We start from the raw sequence: 22,188 nt of genomic DNA on the forward strand, positions 1-22,188 counted from the left end.
GGTTTGTGGTGATTGGAGCGTGTCGATCCGGCGGGCCTGCCGGGTGCTGGAATTCGACACCTTGACCTATCACTACAAGTCCCGCCGCCGCGAGCAGGCCGGCGTTGAAGCCCGCATCAGAGAGATCTGTCAGACCCGCGTCCGCTACGGCTATCGACGCGTCCATGTCCTGCTTCGCCGCGAAGGCTGGGAAATCAACATGAAGAAAACCCATCGGATCTACAGAGGCTTAGGGCTGCAGCTGCCCAAAGGCGAAGCTGCGGGGAGGAGCGTCGCGCCGCCACCGGCCCGAACGAAACCTGGGCGATGGACTTCGTCCACGACCAGCTGGCGACAGGGCGGAAGATCCGGGTCCTGACCGTCGTGGACACCTTCTCACGCTACTCGCCGGTGCTGGATCCGCGGTTCAGCTATCGCGGCGAGGATGTTGTCCAGACCCTGGAGAGGGTCTGCGCCACGGTGGGCTATCCATCGACGATCCGTGTCGACCAGGGCTCGGAATTTATCAGCCGGGATATGGATCTCTGGGCCTGCGCCAACGGCGTCACCCTGGACTTCTCCCGGCCTGGCACGCCCACCGACAACGCCTTCATCGAGGCCTTCAACGGTCGCTTCCGGGCGGAGTGCCTGAACGCCCACTGGTTCCTGACGCTTGCCGACGCCGGCGAAAAGTTGGAGGCTTGGCGCAGATACTACAACGAGGATCGGCCGCATGGGGCCATCGGCAACAAGCCCCCGATCTCATTGATGAATCCCGGTGGCCAGACCAGCCCGCCACCGTGACCAAGGCCGTGAGACTCTAACTTCCCGCGGTCCAAAGATGGGTATCAGAGCAACTTGGTGACGGACTCTCACTCAAGCCGAGGGATCAGGAAGGGGGCAGGTCAGTTTCACTCCGGCATCAACAGACCACGCGAACTCGGCGCGGCTGCCTTCGACATGGTCCGGCTAAGAGCGCCCTCGGGCGCGCCGGACAAGAGCAAGAGTTGAGACGGCGCGGCGTCGGAGCTCGACGCCGCCGGATTATCTCTCAGGTCTAGGAACTGCGGCGGCGAGCCTTGCTGCCGGGCTCTGGTGTTCTGGCCTTCGCCCGTGGGGTTCGCACCGCCCTGACGCTGTCGGCTTCGGCCTCGCCGCCGGCCGCGGCAGGATCCCAGCCTCCCATGCCCTGGAGCACCAGGTCGGCATGCTTGACGGTATTCACGTGGCCATAGTGCTCCTCGATCATCTTGACCGAGGTCCCCATCTGCTCGGCCAGGAAATAGACGTCCACGCCCTCGGCGAGGCGGAAGGTCGCGTAGGTGTGCCGGAAGCAATAGGTGGAGCGCGGGACGCCTGAGGCGCCCTCGCGCAGCTTCGCCTTGATCAGCAGGTCTTCGATCATGGCCTGGTAGAGGGACTTGGCGGGCTCGCCGGTGATGGTGGTGAACACCCGGTCCTCGGGCCGGAACTCGGCCTCGGGGACCGTTTCGCCATCCTTGGCCGCCTCGCGCCGATACTGCCGCGTCGCCTCGCGGATGCGCTCGAAGTAATCGCCGACGCTCTTGGGCGCCACCAGCTTGCGCGACTTGCCCTTGCCCTGGACGAACAGCACCACCAGCTCGCGGCCCTCCCGGTCGGTCCCGGTGGTGATGTCGCGCCACCGCAGGTTCTTGGCCTCGGAGGGGCGCATGCCCGTGTTGCACATGATCAGGATGAAGTTGTAGGCGACCGTTCGATACCAGGTGCTGGACGGGCGGATCGCCGCCTTGACCCACGACCGCGCCACGGTGTGGAGGTGGCGGTATTCCTCCAGGGTGAACTCGTCCCGCCGCATGGTCTTGAGCTTGGGACGGTCGTCGAAGCGCTGGCTGGCGGGGACGTAGCGCTTCTTGATCGCGTGGTTCATCACCGCGCCGAAGATCGACATCTCGAAACGGATGGTGGCGTCGCTGATCATGGCGACCGTACGGCTCTCGGCCGGGGCGGGGGGCGCCGCCGCCGGCCGGAGCTTGCGGAAGCCGAGCGTCTCCATCGCCCTGGCGCGCGAAGCGGCGTCGCGGGCGTCCAACTCCGCGGCCTTCTCGGCGGAGATTTCCCGCACCCCGTTGCGCTTGTTGCGGCCGGCGCCGTTCTCCCGCCGCCAGGCCGGATATCCGGCCCAGAGTTCGTCGCCGATCAGATGCACCTGGGTCGATCCGACGTACTCCTCAAGCGCCCCCTCGATCACGGCCTTGAGCTTCTTCGGGCGCTCCTTGCTGATCTCGCCGCGCTTGGCGCGCGCCTCCTGGGTCGCCAGATACTCCTTCGCCACGGCGCGGAAGGGGTGGTTGAACACCGGCACGTCGTGCTTGAGCCGGAAGCGCACATCGGCGTCCTGGTCGAAGGCCGCCTCGCGCGCCACGTTGATGTCGCTGGTCTTAAGCGAGATCGTCTTGTAGCGGTCGGCCTTGGGCAGCTTGACGCGGCAGTACCAGTTGCGGTGGTCCACATCCGCGCGCCGGAAGATGATGAGGCCGGGCTTGAGCACTTCCTTGTCGGTCACGAACGCCATGGCGATCCCCGATCTGTGCAGGTTCCGTGCAGATCGCGGCGCTAAGTCATTGTTTCGCCGTGTCTGTGAATGGATTGTGCGGGAGAAATCCGGCGCAATTATGTTTGAAAAACAATGAGATGACTAATATCTATCATCCCGGCGCAGGACCAGGGCTATTTCATCGCCGTCGTGCAGCTTCCGCCGGGCTCCTCCCTGGCGCGCACGGACGCCGTCGTCAGGCGCGTGGCCAACGATGCGCTGGACACCAAGGGCGTGATCCACGCCGCGGCCTTCACGGGCCTGGACGGCGCGACCTTCACCAATGCGCCCAACGCCGGGACCATCTTCCTGACGCTCACCGACTTCCACGAGCGCCAGAAGGAGGGGATCGACGACGCCAAGGTGCTGGACGAGCTGCGCGCCAAGCTGGGCGGCATCCCCGGCGCCAACGTCCTGGTCATCCAGCCGCCGCCCGTCCAGGGCATCGGCACCGGCGGGGGCTGGAAGCTGATCATCCAGGACCGTGGCGGCGCAGGCTATCGGGCGCTCGAACAGGCCACCGTCGACCTGATGATGCAGGGCAACCAGCAGAAGGAGCTGACCTCCGTCTTCACGCTGTTCAACACCTCGACGCCACGGCTGTGGGCCGAGATCGATCGCGACAAGGCGGAGCTGGCGGGCGTGCCGCCCGAGCGGATCTTCGAGACGCTGTCGACCTATCTCGGCTCGGCCTTCGTGAACGACTTCAACTACCTGGGCCGCACCTACCGGGTGACGGCGCAGGCGGACGCGCCGTTTCGCGACGAGGCCTCCGACATCCAGCGGCTGCAGACACGGTCCGACAGCGGGGCCATGGTGCCGCTGGGCGCCGTCGCCACGGTGCGCGACGACTCCGGACCCTATCGCGTGGTCCGCTACAACCTCTATCCGGCGGCAGAGCTGCAGGGCGACACCAAGCCGGGCGCCTCGTCCGGCCAGGCGCTGGCGGCGGTGGAGAAGCTGGCCAAGGAGCGGCTGCCGGAAGGCTTCGGCACCGAGTGGACCGAACTGGCCTACGCCCAGAAGGAGGCCGGCAACACCGGGCCGATCGCCTTCGGCTTGGCGGTGGTGTTCGTCTTCCTGCTGCTGGCCGCGCAGTACGAGAGCGTGACCCTGCCGCTGGCGATCATACTGATCGTGCCGATGTGCCTGCTGGCCGCTATCCTCGGGCTGAACCTGAGAGGGATGGACAACAACATCCTGACCCAGATCGGCCTGGTGGTGCTGATCGGCCTGGCCGCGAAGAACGCGATCCTGATCGTGGAATTCGCCAAGCAGGCCGAGGACCGGGGACTGGATCGCTGGCGCGCGGCCGTCGAGGCCGCCCGCACCCGCCTGCGGCCGATCCTAATGACCTCGTTCGCCTTCATCCTGGGCGTGCTGCCGCTGGTCATCGCGAGCGGTCCGGGCGCCGAGATGCGCCAGGCCCTGGGAACGGCGGTGTTCTTCGGCATGGTCGGCGTGACGGCCTTCGGCCTGCTGTTCACGCCCGCCTTCTATGTGCTGTGCCGGGGCCTGTCGGAGCGGCTGCTGCGCCGGCGGGGGCAGGAGCCGGTCGCGGCGCCCGCCGAATAGGCCCTGACCTTGGCTTGACCTCCCCTACGTCGCCCGCGCAAGTGACGGGCAACGACGTAGGGGAGAGAAGTCCATGGCGTTCACACCGTTCGACCTGACCGGCAAGGTGGCTCTGGTCACCGGCGGCAACGGCGGCATCGGCCTCGGCATGGCCGAGGGTCTGGCCGCCGCCGGAGCCAAGGTCGCCATCTGGGGGCAGAACCCGGAGAAGAACGCCAAGGCCGAGGCGGCGCTCAAGGCCCACGGCGGCGAGGTGCTGGTCCAGAAGGTGGACGTGGCCGACGAGGCCGCCATCGTGGCCGGCGTCGCCGAGGTGCTGAAGACCTTCGGGCGCCTGGACTTCTGCGCCGCCAACGCCGGCATCGGCGGCGGCGCGCCCTTCGAGGAAATGACCACCGAGAAGTGGCGGCGGGTGACGACGGTGAACCTGGACGCCGTTTTCTGGACCTTCCGGGAAGCCGCCAAGCACATGGTCGAGCGCTCGAAGGCCGGCGATCCCGGCGGCTCGCTGGTGGTGACGTCATCGACGTCGGCCATCCACGGTGCGCCGCGCAATCAGGCCTATGCCTCGACGAAGGGCGCGGTGCTGTCGATGGTGCGGGGCCTGGCGGTGGAGTACGCCCGCTACGGCATCCGGGCCAATTCCATCCTGCCGGGCTGGATCGCCACGGACATGACGGCCGGCCTGCAGGCCTGGGACACCTTCAACGAGAAGGCGATCGGCCGCGTGCCGATGCGGCGCTGGGGCGAGGGCGAGGATTTCTCGGGGATCGCCGTGTACCTGGCCTCGGACGCCTCGAAGTTCCACACCGGGGACAGCTTCGTCATCGACGGCGGCTATACGATCTACTGATGAGCGACCTCTACGCGCGCTACCAGCGGCTGAAGTTCGAGCGCCCGGCCGAGGGCGTGCTGCGCATCGTCATGAGCAATCCCGGCAAGCTCAACGCCACCGATCAGCAGATGCACTGGGAGCTGGCGGAGATCTGGCGGACGATCGACGACGACCCGGACGTACGCTGCGCGATCCTGACGGGGGAGGGCGCCGCCTTCTCGGCCGGCGGCGACTTCGAGATGATCCAGAAGATCGTCGACGACTTCGAGATGCGCGTCCGGATCCTCAAGGAGGCCCGGGACATCGTCTACAATGTGATCAACTGCTCCAAGCCGGTGGTCAGCGCCATGCGCGGGCCGGCGGTGGGGGCGGGGCTGGTCTGCGGCCTGCTGGCCGACGTCTCGATCGTCACGCCGGAGGCCAAGATCATCGACGGCCATACCCGGCTGGGCGTGGCGGCCGGCGACCACGCCGCGATCGTCTGGCCCCTGCTCTGCGGCATGGCCAAGGCCAAGTACTACCTGCTGACCTGCGACCCGCTGAACGGCGCCGAGGCCGAGCGGATCGGGCTGGTGTCGCTGTGCGTACCGGACGAGGCGCTGGACGCCAGGGCGCTGGAGGTGGCGACCAAGCTCGCCAACGGCGCCCAGCAGGCGATCCGCTGGACGAAGCTGTCGCTCAACAACTGGCTGCGCCAGGCCGGGCCGACCTTCGACGCCTCGGCGGCGCTGGAGATGCTGGGCTTCACCGGGCCAGAGGCGGCTGAGGGCCTGGCCTCCCACCGCGAGAAGCGGAAGCCGAAGTTCGTCTGAGGTGGCGGTCCCGTTCCTGACCGATCCGCTGTTCTATGCCCTGGCCGTTCCCGCGGTCGTCATGATGGGGCTGGCGAAGGGCGGGTTCGCGGGCGTGGGCGCGGTGGCCATGCCGCTGCTGGCCTTGGCGATCTCGCCCGTGCAGGCGGCGGCCATCCTGCTGCCGATCCTGATCGTGCAGGACGTGGTCGGCGTCTGGGCGTTCCGGAAGACCTGGGATCGGGGCGTGCTGGCGGTGATGCTGCCCAGCGCGGCGGTGGGCATCTACCTGGGCTATCTGCTTGCGGCGCAGGTGTCGGCCGTGGTCGTTCTGGCGGTGCTGGGCGCGATCTCGATCCTGTTCGCGGCCCATCGGCTGTGGAGCGCCAGGGGCGGGCGGGTGACGGCGCCGTCGAACGCACCCTGGCCGGTCGGCGCGGCGCTGGGGGTGGCGTCGGGCTTCACCAGCCAGATCGCCCATGCCGGCCAGCCGCCGTTCCAGATGTGGGTGCTGCCCAAGAACCTGAGCCCTGCGAGCCTCGTGGGCACGACGGCGATCTTCTTTGCGGTGGTGAACTGGGTGAAGGTCCCGGCATACATCGCGCTCGGCCAGTTCACGCGCCAGAACCTGGCCACCTCGGCGGTGCTGGCGCCGGTGGCGATCGCGTCCACCTTCGCGGGCGTCTGGCTGGTGCGGCGGGTCAAGCCGGACCGCTTCTACACGATCATCTATGGGCTGATGATCGTGGTCGGCGCCCAGCTCCTTTGGGAGGCGTGGAGAGCTAGTCCGTAAAGACCACGGTCTTGCGGCCGTTCAGCAGGACCCGGTCTTCCAGGTGCCAGCGGACGGCGCGGGCCAGCACGCGGCGTTCGATGTCACGGCCCTTGCGGACCAGGTCGCGCGGATGGTCGCGGTGGCTGATGCGCTCGACGTCCTGCTCGATGATCGGGCCCTCGTCGAGGTCGGCGGTGACGTAGTGGGCGGTGGCGCCGATCACCTTCACGCCGCGGGCGTGCGCCTGATGGTAGGGCTTGGCGCCCTTAAAGCCCGGCAGGAACGAGTGGTGGATGTTGATGCAGCGGCCCTCGAGCTTGCCCGACAGGTCGTCCGAGAGGATCTGCATGTAGCGCGCGAGCACGACGAGCTCGGTCCCGGTCTCCTGGATCAGCTTCCAGAGGCGGGCTTCCTGCTGCGGCTTGGTGTCGGCCGTGATCGGCAGATGATGGAAGGCGATGCCGTGCAGGTCGGTGTGCGGATAGGTGGACGCCGGGTGGTTGGACACGACCGCGGTGATCCCCATCGGCAGCTCGCCCTGGCGCCAGCGCCAGATGAGGTCGGCCAGGCAGTGGTCCTGCTGCGAGGCCAGGATCATCACCCGGCGGCGCTCGCCTCGGGCGCGCATCTGCCAGGTCATGGCGTAGCGGTCGGCCAGCGGCTGGAAGGCTGCGCGCCAGTCGTCGACGCCCGCCGCGCCGGGATCGAACACCACGCGCATGAAGAAGCGGCCCGTCTCCTCGTCGTCGAACTGCTGGGCGTCGAGGATATTCGCGCCGCGCTCGAACAGCAGGGCGGAGACCCGGGCCACGATGCCGGGTTGGTCGGGACAGGACAGCGTCAGGATCATCGTGCGGGCGACCTCGCAAGCGAACGCATGGCGGTCAAGCTCGTTGAGCCGTTGCGGGCGCGGCGCGCGGGCTTAAGGTGACGGGCATGAGTTACGTGGAAGGCCGTTTCGCGGACCCCCTGGCCAAGCGTCGGGCCCTGATCGTGCTGGCGGTGCTGGCGCTCGGCAGCTTCCTGCATGGCATGTTCCGGGACGTCGAGTTCCACTGGCCGGGCTCGGCGCCGGCGCCGCCTCCGCCGCCGGTCCAGGCTCCGCCCATGCCGACGCCTGCGCCGACCGCCCAGACGCCGGAGCCGAAGGTCGAAGCGCCCCCGACGAAGGACGAGGAGGCGGAGGCGGCGCCCGCGGCGAAAGCGGACGATGTCGAGCCCGCCCCTGCGCCAGTCGAGCCCGCGCCGCCGCCCGTGCCCACGCAACCCGCGCCGCTCGCGCCGCCGGCGCCCGCCGTCCCGCCCCAGGCACCGTCGACGCCGGAGGAACCGCTCACCTGAGGCCTATCGACCGGACCTGCGATAGCGGCTAGGCCTCTTGCGGCCGGGGACATGGCGGAACTGGTAGACGCAAGCGACTTAAAATCGCTCGGGCCTCGCCCGTCCGGGTTCGACCCCCGGTGTCCCCACCAGCTCAGACGATCTCGCCCAGCCTGCGGAGCGCGTCGGCGAGCGCCGTGCGTTTCGAGACCCCGCCGAGCGAGATGCGGACGCCGTTGGGCGCCTCGGGCGAGGTCGCGAACGCCTCGCTGGTGATCAGCGACAGGCCGCGTTCCTGGGCCGTGCGGCGCAAGGCGTCGGGGGAGGCGCGGGGGGTGAGCGGCAGCCAGACGTGCAGGCTTTCGGCCGCGCCGATCGCGGCGGGCAGGGCTTCGGCGGCGAGCGCGCGGCGGGCGATCGCCTCGGCGCGGACGGCGTTCAGCAGGGTCTGGGCCGCGCCTTCCCGGATCCAGGTTGCGGCCACCGCCGCCATCAGCGGCGCGGTCATCAGGGCGGTGGCGCGCAGGGCGTCGGCGGCGCGCTCGGCTTGGGCCGGCGGGGCGGCGACATAGGCGATGCGCAGGCCGGGCGTCAGGCATTTGGCGAGGGTGCCGATGTGGAAGGTGCGATCCGGGGCGAACGCAGCCAGGGCCTGCGGCGGGGCCTCGCACAGGCGGCTGTAGGGATCGTCCTCCAGGATCCAGGCGTCGGCGGCCTCGGCGATGCGGGCGATGTCGCGCCGCCGGGCCTCGCCCATGGTCGTGGCGACGGGGTTCTGCATCGTGGGCACGACGTAGAGGGCCCGGGGGCGCTCGGTCCGGCAGAGGCGCTCCAGCGCCTCGGGCAGGGGACCTTCGGCGTCGACCGGGCAGGCCAGCACCCGGAGGCCGAGCGGGGCGGCGATGCTGCGGAAGCCCGGATAGGTCAGCGTCTCGGCGACGACCGCGTCGCCCGGGCGGCAGAGGCAGGAGAGCACGGCGGCCAGCGCCGCCTGCGCGCCCGGCGCGACCAGCACGCGTTCGGGCGAGACCTCGCCCAGGTGGGGCGCCAGCCATTGGGCGCCGGCGATCCGCTGGCCCAGCGCGCCCGCCCCGGGATGGTAGGCCATCAAGGTCGCCGCGTCGGTCCGCTGGAGGATGGCGGCCGAGGTCTCTTGCAGCAGCCGGCCGAGCGAGAGGCCGGCGGGCGGAGGCGGCAGGTTCATGGAGAGGTCGACGACGCCGCCCTCGTCCTCCTCGCGGCGGGCGCGGACGAAGGTGCCGCGGCCCACCGTGCCCTCCACCAGCCCGCGGTCGCGCGCGGCGGCGTAGGCGCGGGTGACGGTGGTGAGGTCGACCCCCAGCCGCTCGGCGACCGTGCGCTGGGGCGGGAGCCGGTCGCCCGGCTGGAGTTCGCCGGTCCGGATCGCTTCGGTGAGCGCAGCGAGGATCGCGAGATACACGGGACCGCCGGGCCGCACGCGGGCGAGCCATGAGGTCGCAGATCTGTCGGCGGCGGCGCTTGTCATCGGCATCGGCAATCCATACATTATGGCCAGATTGTATGGATTACAATCGGGATTGTATGGAGAGCCTCCCGGTGACCCAGTTCCAGACGCCGTCCACCCTCGTCGCCGGCCTGCGCTGCCGCTGCCCGCGCTGCGGCGAAGGCAAGATCTTCCGCGGCTTCCTGAAGGTGGCGCCGAAGTGCGAGGCCTGCGGGCTGGATTTCAGCTTCGCCGATCCGGCCGACGGCCCGGCCTTCTTCGTCATGAGCGGCGTGGCCATCGTGGTGACGGCGCTTTGGGGCGTGTGGGCCGTCATGGCCGACCCGCCGATCTGGGCGCAGTTCGCCGTCGTCTTCCCGGCGCTGATCGGCGGCTGCCTGGGCGCGCTCCGGCCCGTGAAGGCCTGGCTCGTGGCCGAGCAGTACGTCCACAAGGCCGAAGAGGCGCGCTGGGACAGCCTCGGCGCCCACGGCAAGGCCCCGCAGGGCTATAAGCCGAACGGCTGGTGAGCCTCTACTGCGCCGGGATGTCGATGAGTTCGATGTCGAAGAGCAGGGCGCTGCCGTTCGGGATCGGGTCGCGGTTGCGGTCGCCGTAGCCGAGGTCGGCCGGGATGGCGAACAGCCACCGCTCGCCCTTGCGCATCATCGGCACGCCTTCCTGCCAGCCCTTGATCAGCCGGCCGAGCGGGAAGGTGGCCGGCTCGCCGCGGTCGCGCGACGAGTCGAACTTGCGGCCGTCGATGAACGTGCCGGTGTAGTGGATGGTGACCGTCGCGCCGGGCTCGGGCTTCGGCGCGGATTTCGGCGCCCGCTTCACCACCTTGTACTGCAGGCCGCTCGCCGTCGTCTTCCAGCCGGGCTGGCGGGCGTTCCAGGCGAGATAGGCCGCCTGGCCCTGTTCCCAGCGCACCTGCGGGTCGGAGGAGGGCGCCGGCGCCGGTTGGCTCACCGTCGTCGCACAGGCTCCGAGCAACAGGCATCCCACGATTGCGGCGGCTTGGCGGATCATTCTTCCCCGACTCCCCTCGATCTTGGCGAACACCGTCGTGCTTACGGCCGTTGCGCGCAAGGCCGGGCTTGCTACCAATGACGCCGCCATCAGAGGGGGCGTCCATGAAGTCCAAGCTTGCGTTGTTTGTCGCCGCGTCGATCGGGGTGCTCCCCGCTGCCGCCCAGCAGCCCGTCCAGCCGGCGCCGCCGGTGCAGGCCGCCCAGGGGCCCGAGGACCAGGCGACGAACCCGGACGCCCGTCGCGACCTGCCGAAACCGACGGCGCCGACCGCCGCCGCGCCGGCCGCGACCGGCAAGTCGCCGAAGTGGGACGTGAACAATCCGCCGACCGTCGCCCAGATCCGCCAGGCGGCGATCAACGTCGACGAGGGCACCTGGATGGACCTCGACGTCAGCCCGGACGGCCGGACCATCGCCTTCGCCCTGCTGGGCGACATCTATGTGATGCCGATCGCGGGCGGGACGCCGACCCGGATCGCCGAAGGCCTCGCCTGGGAAATCCAGCCGCGCTTCTCGCCGGACGGCAGGCGCATCGCCTTTACCTCGGACCGCGGCGGCGGCGACAACATCTGGGTCATGAACGCCGACGGCTCGGACAAGCGGCAGGTGACCAAGGAGGAGTTCCGCCTCCTCAACCAGCCGAGCTGGAGCCCCGACGGCCGCTTCATCGCCGCCAAGAAGCACTTCACCACCGGTCGTTCGCTGGGCACCGGCGAGGTGTGGCTGTACCACGTCTCGGGCGGCGGCGGCGTGCCGCTGGTCAAGCGGCCGAACGAGCAGCACCAGAAGGAGCTGGGCGAGCCGACCTACGCCCCCGACGGCAAGTCGATCTACTTCACCCGCAACATCACGCCCGGGCCGATCTTCGAATACGCCCAGGACAGCAACACCGACCTCTTCAACATCGAACGCTATGAGCTGGCGACGGGCGAGACCTCGACGGCGGTGGCCGGCGCCGGCGGCTCGGTGCGGCCGCAGCCCTCGCCCGACGGCAAGAGCATCGCCTTCATCCGGCGCGAGCGGACGAAGTCGGCACTGTGGGTGAAGGACCTGACCTCGGGCGTGGAGCGGAGGATCTACGCCGACCTCGATCCCGACATGCAGGAGACCTGGGCGGTCATCGGCCTTTACCCGAACCTCGCCTGGACCCCGGATTCCAAGAGCCTGGTGTTCTGGGCCGGCGGCAAGATCCGCCGCGTCGACGCCGACGGGGCGAACGCCCGGGTGATCCCGTTCCGGGTGAACGACACCCGGCCGGTGATCGACGCCCCGCATCCGAAGGTCGCGGTCTCCCCGGACCGCTTCACGACGAAGATGACGCGCTTCGCGGCGGTCTCTCCGGACGGCCGGCAGGTGGTCTATGAAAGCCTCGGCAAGCTCTATGTGAAGCCGATGGCCGGCGGCGCGGCCCGGCGCCTGACCAAGGGAAGCGACGACAGCTTCGAGCTGTGGCCCTCGTGGTCGCGCGACGGCAGGACGGTCGCCTTCGTGAGCTGGACCGACAAGGGCCTGGGCCGGATCAGGACCGTAGGCGCCGGCGGCGGCGCGCCCAAGGACGTCACCAGCCAACCCGGCCACTACGCCCGGCCGCAGTTCTCGCCCGACGGCAGGACCATCGTCTTCGAAAAGGGCGAGGGCGGCTTCCTGACTTCGCGCGCCTGGTCCGAGAACCCCGGCGTCTATCGCGTGTCGGCCAGCGGCGGGGCGATCGAGCGCATCGCCCGCGACATGGGCTCGCCGCACTTCGGCTCTGCGAACGACCGCGTGTTCATGGTGGGCTCGGAGAAGGGCAAGCAGCAGCTCGTCTCCACCGACCTGAACGGCGAGGCCAAGCGGGTCCACGCGCAGGGCGAGCTGGTGAACGACTTCATGGTCTCGCCGGACGGCCAGTACTTCGCCTTCCGCCAGAATTACGAGGTCAACGTCATGCCCCTGATGCCGGGCGGCCAGGACGTGGCGGTCGACCTGAAGGGCGGCCCCATGCCGGTGACGAAGGCCAGCACGGGCGGCGCGAACTGGATGCACTGGTCGCACAACGGCGGCGAGCTGCACTGGAGCATGGGACCGACCGTGTACACGGTCGCCACGCCGGCGCTGTTCCGCTCGGGTCCGGCCGGCGAGGACGCGCCCAAGTTCGAACCGCCGACCCAAGGCGTCTCCCTGGCCACCGAGGTCGCGGCGGCGAAGCCGACCGGGACCGTGGCCCTGACGGGCGCGCGGATCGTCACCATGGCCCGCGAGGACGGCGGGATCATCGACGACGGCGTGATCGTCATCCAGGGCGACCGCATCGCCGCGGTCGGCCCGCGAGGCCAGGTGCAGATCCCCGCGGGCGCCAGGACCGTGGACGTGGCCGGCAAGACCATCATTCCGGGCCTGATCGACGCCCACGCCCACGGCCCTTACGGCGTCGATGAGCTGGTGCCGCAGCAGAACTGGTCGCTGATGGTCAACCTGGCGATGGGCACGACGACGATCCACGATCCCTCGAGCCGCGCCGCCGAGGTGTTCGCCGCCCAGGAGCTGCAGCGGGCCGGCAAGATCGTGGGCCCGCACATCTTCTCCACCGGCGAGGTGGTCTATGGCGCGAAGTCGCCGCGCAACTATGCGGAGATCAACAGCCTGGACGACGCGCTCGCCCACGTGCGGCGGCTGAAGGCCGAGGGCGGCCACAGCGTCAAGAACTACAACCAGCCGCGCCGCGAGCAGCGCCAGCAGATCGTCGAGGCCGCGCGCCGCGAGAACATGCAGGTGGTGGCCGAGGGCGGGGCGATGTTCGGCCAGGACATGACCATCATCGCCGACGGCAACTCGACGCTGGAGCACAACATCCCGCAGCTTCGGCTGTACGAGGACGTGCTGAGCTACTTCAGCCAGTCGAAGACCCAGTACACGCCGACCCTGATCGTCTCGTTCGGCGGCCTGGACGGCGACCGCTACTGGCGCTCTCACACGGACGTCTTCGACCAGCCGGTGCTGAAGGCCAACATCCCGCCGACGCAGCTCAACGCCGACAACGTGCGCCGCGCCATCGCGCCGGAGAGCGACTATGTCGACGACGACAACGCGCGCGAGGCGCACAAGCTGGCCAAGCGGGGCGTGCAGGTCTCGATCGGCGCGCACGGCCAGCAGGCCGGCATCGGCTCGCACTGGGAGCTGTGGTCGTTCGTGCGCGGCGGCATGAGCCCCGTCGAGGCGCTGCGGGCGGGCACCATCGTGCCGGCCAGATCGCTGGGCATGGACGCCGACATCGGCTCGCTGGAGGTCGGCAAGCTGGCCGACCTGGTGGTGCTGGACGCCGACCCGACCACCAACATCCGCAACTCCGAAACGGTGCACCGGGTGATGGTGGGCGGCCGCATGTACGACCCGATGACCATGAACGAGGTGGTCACCGGCGAGACGAAGCGCGCGCCTTACTGGTGGGAGTGAGCTGAAATACGGCTGCAAGGTTGAGCCCCGACCTTCCCGGCGAGGCGCCGCCACCGAAAGGCGCCCGCTGGGGAGGTTTGAGGATGTCGAAGATCGTGTGGGGCGCGGCCGCGGCCGTGCTGACGTTGTGGGCGGTGCCGGCGATGGCGCGTGACGTGGGCGGCGTGGCCTGCACCAGCCCGCCGCCGGCCCGCTGCGTGGGCGAAGCCTGCGCCACGAGCGGGGATCTCGCCAACCTCGGCAACGCGACCGACGCCAAGACCGGCCGCAAGTTCTGGCTGGACTACCCGTGCGACCTGAAGCCCGGCGAGAAGGTGGTGTTCGTCCTGAACCTCCACGGGGCCGGCTCGGTCGGCAACTGGCAGCGGCACTACTTCCCGGTCGCCGACTACAAGGAGAAGTATCGCCTGGTCGTGGCGACGCCCACGGCTGCGACGGCGACGCCGGTCCGGCGGTGGGACGGCGCGGCCGACGACGCCCACCTGCAGAACATCACCACCTGGGTGTTCGACACCTTCGGCCAGAAGAACATCAAGTCGTTCTGGCTGGCGGGCCACAGCCAGGGCGGGCTCACGTCCAGCCGCATCGTCTGCACGGACTTCTTCAAGGACAAGGTGGACGGCTGGCTGAGCCTGTCGGGCGGCCGTGTGGGCCAGGCGCCGTTCGTGGCGCAGTTCGGGCCGCCGAAGGCCGACGGCTCGCCGCCGGACCCGCGGCCAAGGCCGGCCATCCCCGCGAGCTCCGGCCCGGCCTGCGACTTCTCGCACATCTTCGCCGTCGGTGAGTATGAGATCGAGAGCCTGCCCGAGACCTCGCCGCTGGCCGAACGCTTCGGCTGCGGTCCGCGCGTGCGGCGCAAGGACATCGTGGACGACAAGCCCGGATACGTCTGGGACTTCCAGCGCGCCGGCTACAAGGTCTGGGGCATGAAGGCGCGGCCGGGAACGGCGCGCGAGTGGGCGTTCGACAAGTGCCGCGACGGCCGGGTGGTCGCCGACGTGGTGCGCGTGGACAAGGGCCATACCGAGGGCCTGGAGCCGCACGTCACCGAGGAGCTGGTGAAGCTGATGGTGTCGGCCAAGGGCGGCAAGGCCCAGGCCGCCGCCGACTAGCCGAGATCGGCGAGCGCCAGCGGCAGGAGCCGGGCGAGACGTTCGGCCTCCGCCTGCTGGCCGGTCGGGTCGGCCAGCAGATCCTGGCGCACTTCCAGCTCCACGTAGTCGAGGCCACGGCCGTGGGCGTGGTGCGGCACGGTGAAGTCCGTGCCGTCCATGCGGTAGGGCTCGTTGTCGCCGACCGGCTGCAGGTCCGGCTCCGCGCGCAGCCGCGTCAGCATGGCGGCCGAGAGCGGCGAGTCCTCCAGGTGCAGCACGCCGTATCGCCACGGGCGCGCGAACCCGTTCATCGTTGGCGTGAAGGAGTGAAGGGCGACGATCACCGGCCGGCCTCCCCGGGCGTCGAGCTGGGCCGCGATGGCGTCGTGATAGGGTCGGAACACCGCCTCCACGCGGGCCAGCCGGTCGGCCGGCGTGAGGCCGACGTTGCCGGGGATCGGCGTGCCGTCGCTGATCTCGGGACAGGCGTCCGGCCGCGCGGGGTCGCGATTGCAGTCGATGACGAGCCGCGAATAGCGCTGGGCGACGAACACGGCGTCGAGCCGTTCGGAGAGCCGCGCCCCGAGGCCGGCGACGCCGATATCCCACGCGATGTGGCGATCCATCTCGGCGGCGGACACGCCCAGCCCCTTCAGCGGCGGCGGGATCTCGCGTCCCGCGTGATCGCCCAGCAGCACGAACGGCGCGCGACCGCCTGGATTCATGACAATCGCGGGCGAAGCGTCATCTGAGGCGAGCCGTCGCGTGGACCGCGCCGCGGAATCGCTTCCACCCTTTTCCAATGCCGGTCGTCTCCATCCGTCACCTGACCACCTACCGGTATCGTAAGCCGGTCGCGTTCGGCGAGCATCGGATGATGTTCCGGCCGCTGGAGGCGTTCGACCAGCGGGTGCTGTCGGCCGAACTGGAGATATCGCCCGAGCCGGGGATGTTCCGCCAGGTGCACGACGCCGCCGGAGCGAGCGTCGGGGTCGCCCGGTTCGACCGGCGCGCGGACCGGTTGAGCTTCGAGAGCCGAATCCTGCTGGAGCACGCGCCGCACGGCGGCTTCGATCTGGAGGACGACGGCGTCTTCCTGGGCGGGGACAGGCCGCTGTACGACGATCACGAGACGCCGGAACTCGCCCGGTCTCTCGCCCGCTGGCGGCACGACACCGGGGAGGTCTCGGCGTGGGCCCGCGGTTTCCTTCGGCCGGCGGGACCGACGCGCGCCTCCGAGGCGCTGATCGACATGACCCACGCTATCCGCGAGGGCTTCGCCTACCGCCTTCGCCTGAGCGGCGCCCCGCAGACGCCGGTCGAGACGCTGGAAACCCGCACCGGCAGCTGCCGAGACTTCGCAGTGCTGATGATGGAGGCGGTGCGCAGCCTTGGGATCGCGGCGCGGTTCGTCTCCGGCTACGTCTATTCGAGCTCGCGCAAGGGGCGGAAGGGCGGCGGGCACACCCATGCGTGGGTGCGCGCCTATGTGCCCGGCTGCGGCTGGACCGATTTCGATCCCACCAACGGCATCATCGGCGGCGCGGACCTGATCCGGGTCGCCGTCGTCGCCGATCCGCGCGAGGCCCTCCCGCTGCACGGAACGTATGCAGGCGAGCCGGGCGACTACCTCGGAATGGACGTCGAGGTCGATATCTCGCCACAAGCGGCGAGCGCGGCGAAACCCCAGGCCGTTTCGAGGGTTGCGATAGCTCGGTAAGGCAGAGGTCGTTCATGCGCATCAGGGCAGGCTACGAGATCAGCTACGACTGCCCGGCGCCGACGCCCATGCTGCTCATGCTGAACGTGCGCCCCGAGCGCGCCGCGGACCTTGAAACGCCCGACACGATCCAGACCGAGCCGGTGGTCCCCGTGCGGCTTTACATGGACACGTTCGGCAACGTCTGCGGCCGGCTCGTCGCGCCCGCGGGCCGCATCACCCTGCGCTCGGACTTCGTGATCCGCGACGACGGGGAGCCCGATCCGCAGCGGCCCGAGGCCGTGCAGCACGCCGTCGAGGACCTGCCCGACCACGTCGTCGAATACCTGCTGCCGTCCCGCTACTGCGACACCGAGTTGCTGAGCGACCTGGCCTGGCGCACCTTCGGCGACACGCCGCTGGGGTGGGCGCGGGTGCAGGCGGTGGTCGACTATGCGCACGCCCGCATCGCGTTCGGCTACCAACATGCCCGGGCGACCCGGACCGCGCACGAGGCCCATGAGGAAGGCTGCGGGGTCTGCCGAGACTACGCGCACCTGGCCATCACGCTCTGCCGGTGCCTCAACATTCCCGCGCGCTACTGCACCGGCTACCTTGGCGACATCGGGGTTCCGGCCTCCGACGCGCCGATGGACTTCAGCGCCTGGTTCCAGGTGTGGCTGGGCGGCACGTGGCATACGTTCGACGCACGCCACAACCGGCCGCGCATCGGGCGGATCCTGATGGCCGTCGGCCGCGACGCCACGGACGTGGCGATCACCACCCATTTCGGCCCGGCGGCCTTGAGCGGGTTCAAGGTCGTGACCGAGGAACTGCCCTAGCCGCCGAAATTCACGGTGAGCATGGCCCGGACGGTTGTCGGCGTGACCGGCCAGAGCTGACCCGAAGGCGTCGCCCACCAGCCTTCGCCGCCGGTGACGTTGGTGGCCAGCAGGCGAAGCTGCGCAGGCCGGCCCTGGAGCTCGAACCGGCGCCGCGCGCCGACGTTGAGCTGCACCTGGGAGGGCGTCTTGAAGGTGTTGCGCGTGTCGGCCCAGCGGTCGGACCAGTAGGTCAGCTGGGCGTCCACCGACCAGCCGCCGCCGAGCTGGCGCTCCATGCTGGCGTTGGCGACGACATCGGAGATGCCCGCCGCCCGATCGCCGACGACGCCGGCTTCCACGAGCGGCCCCGAGACCTTGGGCTGGAAGACGACGGCGCCCAGGACGATGCTGGTCTTCTCGTCGAGGCGGCCGGCCAGCGAACCCTCGACCCCGCGATGGGCCACCTCGCCCACAAAGCCGAACGTGCCGTCCGCGCGCATGCCAGTGGTCGGCTTGGAGACCTCGAACAGGGCGCCGATGAGGGTGAGGCCGTCGGTCACGGCGTGGCGGACGCCGAGTTCGTACTGCTCGGCCTCGACGGGAGCCAGGACCTCATTGGCGTTGACGGCGCTCTGCGGGGCGACGCCGGACTCCTCCAGGCCCGTCACCCAGCTGGCGAAGACCGAGGTCCGCGGGCTCAGGCTCCAGACGGCCGAGGCATTGTACAGCGTGGTTCGATCGACGCCGCGGGTCTGCACGCCCGTCACGGTACGGACGTCCTTTTCGTAGCGGGTGCGATGGGCGCCCAGGCGCACCTGCAGCCGGTCGGCCCAGACGACGCCGTAGCCGACCGAGGCCGTGACCTGCTCGACCGTGTCCAGGCCCCGCCGGCCGGCCCAGGCGGGTTCAGGCGGCGTCGGCACGTCGCCGTCCAGTGTCAGCGATCCGAGGGGGACGGCCAGACTGGTGGTCAGTTCCACCTCGGTTCGCCGCCCGCGCACCGAGGCGCTGACCAGATGGCTGAGTCCGCCCGCGTCGAAGACCCGGCTGACGCGGGCCTCGACGGAGTCGGCCACGGTGTCCTTGCCCGGGTTCATGAACAGGGTCGCGTTCGCACTGCCGTCGGCGCGGGTCTCCACCAGGGTGAAGTCCGTCCGCTCGCCGTCGAAGAGGGAGTGGAAGGCGGAGAGGTCGACCGACCAGGGGCCGAAGGCGCCGTTGTAGAGCGCGCCGAAGTTGGCGTTCAGCGCATCGGCCCTGGCCCACTCGGGAGTGTAGGCGTGCTGTTCGCGCGCCGGGGGCGGCAGCGCGCCGTCCGCCGACTTCATGGCGTAGTCTCCGTTGTAGCGCCGCTTGTAGGCCGTGGCGAAGGCGCGGATGGTCTGGGTCTCGCCCAGCCGCCAACGGCCGACAGCCCCCACGTCCACGGCCTCGCCCTTCGTGCCGGGTCCCCAGCGCGCGACCGGGCGCCAGACCGCGCCGCCGGCCAGGCCGAAGCGGTCGGCTTCGTCCTTCCACGAGCCGTTGAACTCGATGGCCTGTGTTCCGTAGTCGCGCAGGCCAGCGCCGAGGCTGAAGGTGTTCTTGGGGCCCGGCTCGCGCAGGCGGTAGCTGACCACGCCCGATGGCGCGGGGTAGGCGAGGCGGGCGGCGCTGACGCCCACCCGGACGCTGACGCCGGCGAGCACCGGATCGTTCAGGCCGATGGCGCGGCTGAAGTAGGCGTCATTGATCCGGTAGGCGCCCGAGTTGTTGAGGTCGAAGCCGCGGACCTGGCCCTCGTTGTAGAGGCCGATCTGCTCGATGCCGACACGCTCGCCGAAGGCGTCGGCGGCCGAGCGCAATGCATTGTCCTGCGCCGCCACGGGACCAGCCATCGAGGCGCTCGCGAAAATCAGAACGGTGATACGTGACATCCGTGTAATCCCGGCGAACAGGGGTGTTCAGACCGGGTGGTTTGTCGGATGTTGCGGCCGGGGCGGCGCGGCTGTGGGCGTGATTTATTCGTGATGGTTTCGCGATGAACGAGCATGTCGCGCTGTGGCCGAAGCTGACCTTGGCCCGCGAGCTGCCCTTTGGGCTGGCCGGCACGCTCGTACGTCCGGCGGCTCTGGAGGTTGAGACCGAAGGCCGCGTCACCACGCTGGAGCCGCGGGTGATGAAGGTGCTGGTGGCGCTGCATCGCGCGCGCGGCCATCCCGTCAGCCGAGACGAACTCATCGACCTCTGCTGGGACGGCCGCATCGTCACCGAAGGCGCGCTGAACCGCTGCGTGGCGCAGCTTCGCAAGGCGCTTTCCGACAATCCCCTGATCCGGGTCGATACGATCGCGACCGTCGGCTATCGGCTGCAGGCCTGCGCCGAGGCGCGGCGGCTGAGCGCCGATCCAGCGCGCGCGCCGGCCGTCGAGGCGGCCGCCGCCGCCCCGAGTGCTCGCCGGCCCTGGATGCTGGCAGGCGGCGCAGCTGCGATCGTCGCGCTCGCCGCCGCGATCGCCGCGCTGGCGCTCATGCCAAGGCCGGTGGCGTGGACCACCGCAGCCTATCATCCGCTCACCGCCGAACCCGGCATGGAGACGCACCCGGCGATCTCGCCGAACGGGCAACAGCTCGTCTATGCCCAGCGGCTGGCGTCCACCGTGGGGCGCGACCTCTACATCCGCGGCGTCGATCAGGGCACGCCGGTGCGGATCACCACCGATCCCGCCGACGACCATAGCGCCGCGTGGTCGCCAAGCGGCGACCGGATCGTGTTCGTGCGCAGCTATCCGGACGGCGCATGCGCCCTCGTCGTCGTCCCCGTGCCGATCGGACCTGAGCGCGTCGCCGCCCGCTGCGAGTCCTCCACCTACACCCGCGTCGGATGGCTGGACGGCGACACCCTGGCCATCGGCGACAAGCCCAAGCCCAGCCTGCTCTACCGGATACGCTCGGTCGACCTGACGAGCGGCGCCGTGCGCGATCTGACCGCGCCGCCGGTGGAGACCTTGGGCGACTCCGACCCCAGCGTGTCGCCGAACGGCCGCTACATCGCCTTCCGCCGCAGCCTGCTGCACGGGGCCGACGACCTCTATCTCAAGGACCTGAAGACCGGGCGGGAGCGGGCGCTGACCACCGACGGCTGGAAGGCCGCGGGCTACGTCTGGTCGGCCGACAGCCGGCACATCTTCTATTCCTCGAACCGGGGCGGCGAGTTCGGGCTGTGGACCATCGACACCGCCCGCCGCGAGCCGCCGAAGCGCATCGGACTGGGGGTGGGCCAGCTCACCTTCAGCCGCATGTCGATCGACCGACGGAATCGCCTGGCGGTCGAGGCGCCGCGGAGCCGCACCAACATCGCCGCGGTCTCCTCAGACGGGACCATCCGCCCGGTCACGGACGCCATCGGCGGCGACTGGGATCCCGAGGGCGCCGCCGACGGGACGGTCGCCTACGCCTCGGGCCGCAGCGGCGGCTCGGACCTGTGGGTGACTCGGCCCGACGGGCAGTCGGTGCGCCTGACCAGCATGGGCGGCTCCTACGTCCATTCCCCGCACTGGTCGCCCGACGAGCAGAGCCTGGTGTTCGTGGGCGTGAAGGGCCGCCGGGCCGAGCTCTACACCATCGGGCGCGACGGCTCGCGTCTGCGCGCCATCACAGACGATGGGCGCGACAAGCTGGATCCGGTCTGGGCTCCGGATGGCCGTATCCGTTACCTTGAGCGCACTGGGCCGCGCTATCGGGTGATGCAGCTCGATCCCGCCTCGGGCGCCGGCCCCACGCCGACCGACCGCGAGGGCTTCTGGGCGCTGCGGATGACGCGGGACGGGCGGCTGTTCGGCCAGCCGGTGAACGGCAACACGGTCGGTCCGCTCTACGGCGGCGGTCCGCAGGCGCCGGTCGGAGACCACGACACCTGGACGGTGGGCCGCGACGGCGTCTTCGTGAAGCGCGCCCACCAAGGCGACGCGCCGGCGTCGATCTGGCTCCATCCCTGGAGCGGGCCGGCCCGCCGCATCGCCGAGGTTCCCACCCTGACCGGCGAGATCGGCGCCGGGCCTGACGGCCAGGTGCTGGTCTCGCGCAGCCTCGATGAGCAGGTCGACCTTGGCCTCTTCGACCTGAGCGCCGCCCGCTAGGCGGGCTCGTTCACCGGCGCACGATAGCGGTAGCCCTGGCCCTGACCCTTGGCGGCGGCGTACTGCGCCTCGACGAAGGCCCAGTTGACGGCCTCATCGAACCAGCGCTCGAGGAAGCCCTTCCGGTCGTTCTTGTAGTCCAGGTAGTAGGCGTGCTCCCACACGTCGCAGACGAGAAGCGGCGTGCCGTCCTCGTGGACGATAGGCGTGTCGCCGTCGTGGTACGAGGTCACCTTCAGTCCGTCGGCGCCGGCCACCAGCCAGGCCCATCCCGAGGCGAAGTGGTTCACGCCCTCGGCGACAAACGCCTCCTTCAGCTTGTCGAGGCCGCCGAAAGCCTGGTCGATCGCCTGGGCCAGCTCGCCTGACGGCGGGCGGAAGTCGGGGGTCATGCACTGCCAGAAGAAGGCATGGTTCCAGGCCTGGCCCGCGTTGTTGAACAGCTTCTGGTCGCCCAGGCGGCGGGCCTCGCGCACCACCTCTTCCATCGGCCGACCGGCCACGCCGGCCTTCGGCGCCAGCTCGTTGGTCTTGTCGACATAGGCCTTGTGGTGCTTGCCGTGGTGGGTTCGCAGGGTCTCCGCCGAAACGATGGGTTCGAGCGCGTCGTGCGCGTACGGAAGCTCGGGCAGAACGTACATGGCGATGTTCCCTGGAAGTTACTGGGGGAGGT

Annotated in this window: 20 protein-coding genes and 1 tRNA gene; 14 read left to right on the forward strand and 7 right to left on the reverse strand. The window is 70.0% G+C overall.

Annotated features, from left to right (window positions below; all coding sequences use genetic code 11):
• The first annotated feature begins 43 nt into the window (after positions 1–43).
• Positions 44–358 carry an IS3 family transposase gene (locus ACO2Q0_RS11700; protein WP_423351703.1) on the forward strand — a complete coding sequence of 105 codons (315 nt, stop codon included), beginning with the start codon at positions 44–46 and terminating at the stop codon, positions 356–358.
• Entirely contained in the window at positions 307–783 is a 477-nt protein-coding gene (locus tag ACO2Q0_RS11705; RefSeq protein ID WP_423351704.1) for an integrase core domain-containing protein, read from the forward strand. Before ACO2Q0_RS11700 ends, ACO2Q0_RS11705 begins: the two co-directional genes overlap by 52 nt.
• Before the next feature lie 253 nt (positions 784–1,036).
• Here the strand turns inward: ACO2Q0_RS11705 and ACO2Q0_RS11710 are convergent, their stop codons facing one another.
• Positions 1,037–2,533: a tyrosine-type recombinase/integrase gene (locus tag ACO2Q0_RS11710; protein WP_423351705.1), complete on the reverse strand. Its 1,497-nt coding sequence runs from the start codon at positions 2,531–2,533 to the stop codon at positions 1,037–1,039.
• 135 nt (positions 2,534–2,668) lie between these two features.
• Here ACO2Q0_RS11710 and ACO2Q0_RS11715 point away from each other — a divergent pair, with 135 nt between their 5' ends.
• The 4 genes from ACO2Q0_RS11715 (at position 2,669) to ACO2Q0_RS11730 (ending at position 6,548) form a co-directional block, all read left to right on the forward strand.
• Entirely contained in the window at positions 2,669–4,129 is a 1,461-nt protein-coding gene (locus ACO2Q0_RS11715) for an efflux RND transporter permease subunit (protein WP_423352263.1), read from the forward strand.
• Between the two features lie 73 nt (positions 4,130–4,202).
• Positions 4,203–4,982: an SDR family NAD(P)-dependent oxidoreductase gene (locus ACO2Q0_RS11720; protein ID WP_423351706.1), complete on the forward strand. Its 780-nt coding sequence runs from the start codon at positions 4,203–4,205 to the stop codon at positions 4,980–4,982.
• The gene (locus ACO2Q0_RS11725; protein WP_423351707.1) at positions 4,982–5,776 is read left to right on the forward strand and encodes an enoyl-CoA hydratase/isomerase family protein; all 795 of its coding nucleotides are present in this window, start codon (positions 4,982–4,984) and stop codon (positions 5,774–5,776) included. Before ACO2Q0_RS11720 ends, ACO2Q0_RS11725 begins: the two co-directional genes overlap by 1 nt.
• A 61-nt stretch (positions 5,777–5,837) precedes the next feature.
• A complete protein-coding gene (locus ACO2Q0_RS11730) occupies positions 5,838–6,548 on the forward strand; it encodes a sulfite exporter TauE/SafE family protein (RefSeq protein ID WP_423352264.1) in 711 nt (236 codons plus the stop codon).
• Here the strand turns inward: ACO2Q0_RS11730 and purU are convergent.
• The gene (gene purU, locus ACO2Q0_RS11735; RefSeq protein WP_423351708.1) at positions 6,538–7,380 is read right to left on the reverse strand and encodes a formyltetrahydrofolate deformylase; all 843 of its coding nucleotides are present in this window, start codon (positions 7,378–7,380) and stop codon (positions 6,538–6,540) included. The genes ACO2Q0_RS11730 and purU overlap by 11 nt on opposite strands.
• An 86-nt stretch (positions 7,381–7,466) precedes the next feature.
• Here purU and ACO2Q0_RS11740 point away from each other — a divergent pair, with 86 nt between their 5' ends.
• On the forward strand, positions 7,467–7,871 hold the full coding sequence (locus ACO2Q0_RS11740) for a hypothetical protein (protein WP_423351709.1): 405 nt from the start codon (positions 7,467–7,469) through the stop codon (positions 7,869–7,871).
• 45 nt (positions 7,872–7,916) lie between these two features.
• A tRNA-Leu gene (locus tag ACO2Q0_RS11745) sits at positions 7,917–8,002 on the forward strand.
• 2 nt (positions 8,003–8,004) lie between these two features.
• Here the strand turns inward: ACO2Q0_RS11745 and ACO2Q0_RS11750 are convergent.
• Positions 8,005–9,363: a PLP-dependent aminotransferase family protein gene (locus ACO2Q0_RS11750; protein WP_423351710.1), complete on the reverse strand. Its 1,359-nt coding sequence runs from the start codon at positions 9,361–9,363 to the stop codon at positions 8,005–8,007.
• Between the two features lie 50 nt (positions 9,364–9,413).
• On the opposite strand from ACO2Q0_RS11750, the gene ACO2Q0_RS11755 reads away from it, so the two are divergent.
• Positions 9,414–9,845, forward strand: a complete 432-nt coding sequence (locus tag ACO2Q0_RS11755) for a DUF983 domain-containing protein (RefSeq protein ID WP_423351711.1) — start codon at positions 9,414–9,416, stop codon at positions 9,843–9,845.
• A gap of 4 nt (positions 9,846–9,849) precedes the next feature.
• Here the strand turns inward: ACO2Q0_RS11755 and ACO2Q0_RS11760 are convergent, their stop codons facing one another.
• On the reverse strand, positions 9,850–10,347 hold the full coding sequence (locus ACO2Q0_RS11760) for an FKBP-type peptidyl-prolyl cis-trans isomerase (protein ID WP_423351712.1): 498 nt from the start codon (positions 10,345–10,347) through the stop codon (positions 9,850–9,852).
• A gap of 104 nt (positions 10,348–10,451) precedes the next feature.
• On the opposite strand from ACO2Q0_RS11760, the gene ACO2Q0_RS11765 reads away from it, so the two are divergent.
• A complete protein-coding gene (locus tag ACO2Q0_RS11765) occupies positions 10,452–13,781 on the forward strand; it encodes an amidohydrolase family protein (RefSeq protein WP_423351713.1) in 3,330 nt (1,109 codons plus the stop codon).
• An 83-nt stretch (positions 13,782–13,864) separates the two neighbouring features.
• Positions 13,865–14,893, forward strand: a complete 1,029-nt coding sequence (locus tag ACO2Q0_RS11770; RefSeq protein ID WP_423351714.1) for a hypothetical protein — start codon at positions 13,865–13,867, stop codon at positions 14,891–14,893.
• Here the strand turns inward: ACO2Q0_RS11770 and ACO2Q0_RS11775 are convergent.
• Entirely contained in the window at positions 14,890–15,600 is a 711-nt protein-coding gene (locus tag ACO2Q0_RS11775) for an N-formylglutamate amidohydrolase (protein ID WP_423351715.1), read from the reverse strand. The genes ACO2Q0_RS11770 and ACO2Q0_RS11775 overlap by 4 nt on opposite strands.
• Positions 15,601–15,677: 77 nt before the next feature.
• On the opposite strand from ACO2Q0_RS11775, the gene ACO2Q0_RS11780 reads away from it, so the two are divergent.
• Positions 15,678–16,595, forward strand: coding sequence for a transglutaminase family protein (locus ACO2Q0_RS11780; protein WP_423351716.1), 918 nt, complete (start codon positions 15,678–15,680; stop codon positions 16,593–16,595).
• 14 nt (positions 16,596–16,609) lie between these two features.
• Positions 16,610–17,416 (forward strand): transglutaminase-like domain-containing protein, encoded by an 807-nt coding sequence (locus tag ACO2Q0_RS11785; protein WP_423351717.1) that lies wholly within the window; start codon positions 16,610–16,612, stop codon positions 17,414–17,416.
• Here ACO2Q0_RS11785 and ACO2Q0_RS11790 read toward each other — a convergent pair.
• Entirely contained in the window at positions 17,413–19,275 is a 1,863-nt protein-coding gene (locus ACO2Q0_RS11790) for a TonB-dependent receptor domain-containing protein (RefSeq protein ID WP_423351718.1), read from the reverse strand. The two genes, ACO2Q0_RS11785 and ACO2Q0_RS11790, sit on opposite strands and share 4 nt — an antisense overlap.
• Before the next feature lie 143 nt (positions 19,276–19,418).
• Between ACO2Q0_RS11790 and ACO2Q0_RS11795 the strand changes: the two genes are divergently transcribed.
• Positions 19,419–21,515 carry a winged helix-turn-helix domain-containing protein gene (locus ACO2Q0_RS11795; RefSeq protein ID WP_423351719.1) on the forward strand — a complete coding sequence of 699 codons (2,097 nt, stop codon included), beginning with the start codon at positions 19,419–19,421 and terminating at the stop codon, positions 21,513–21,515.
• Here the strand turns inward: ACO2Q0_RS11795 and ACO2Q0_RS11800 are convergent.
• Positions 21,512–22,156 (reverse strand): superoxide dismutase, encoded by a 645-nt coding sequence (locus tag ACO2Q0_RS11800; protein ID WP_423351720.1) that lies wholly within the window; start codon positions 22,154–22,156, stop codon positions 21,512–21,514. The two genes, ACO2Q0_RS11795 and ACO2Q0_RS11800, sit on opposite strands and share 4 nt — an antisense overlap.
• Between the last annotated feature and the right edge of the window lie 32 nt (positions 22,157–22,188).

Origin of the sequence: Phenylobacterium sp. VNQ135 (assembly GCF_049445735.1) — a bacterium.
GTDB lineage: Bacteria > Pseudomonadota > Alphaproteobacteria > Caulobacterales > Caulobacteraceae > Phenylobacterium.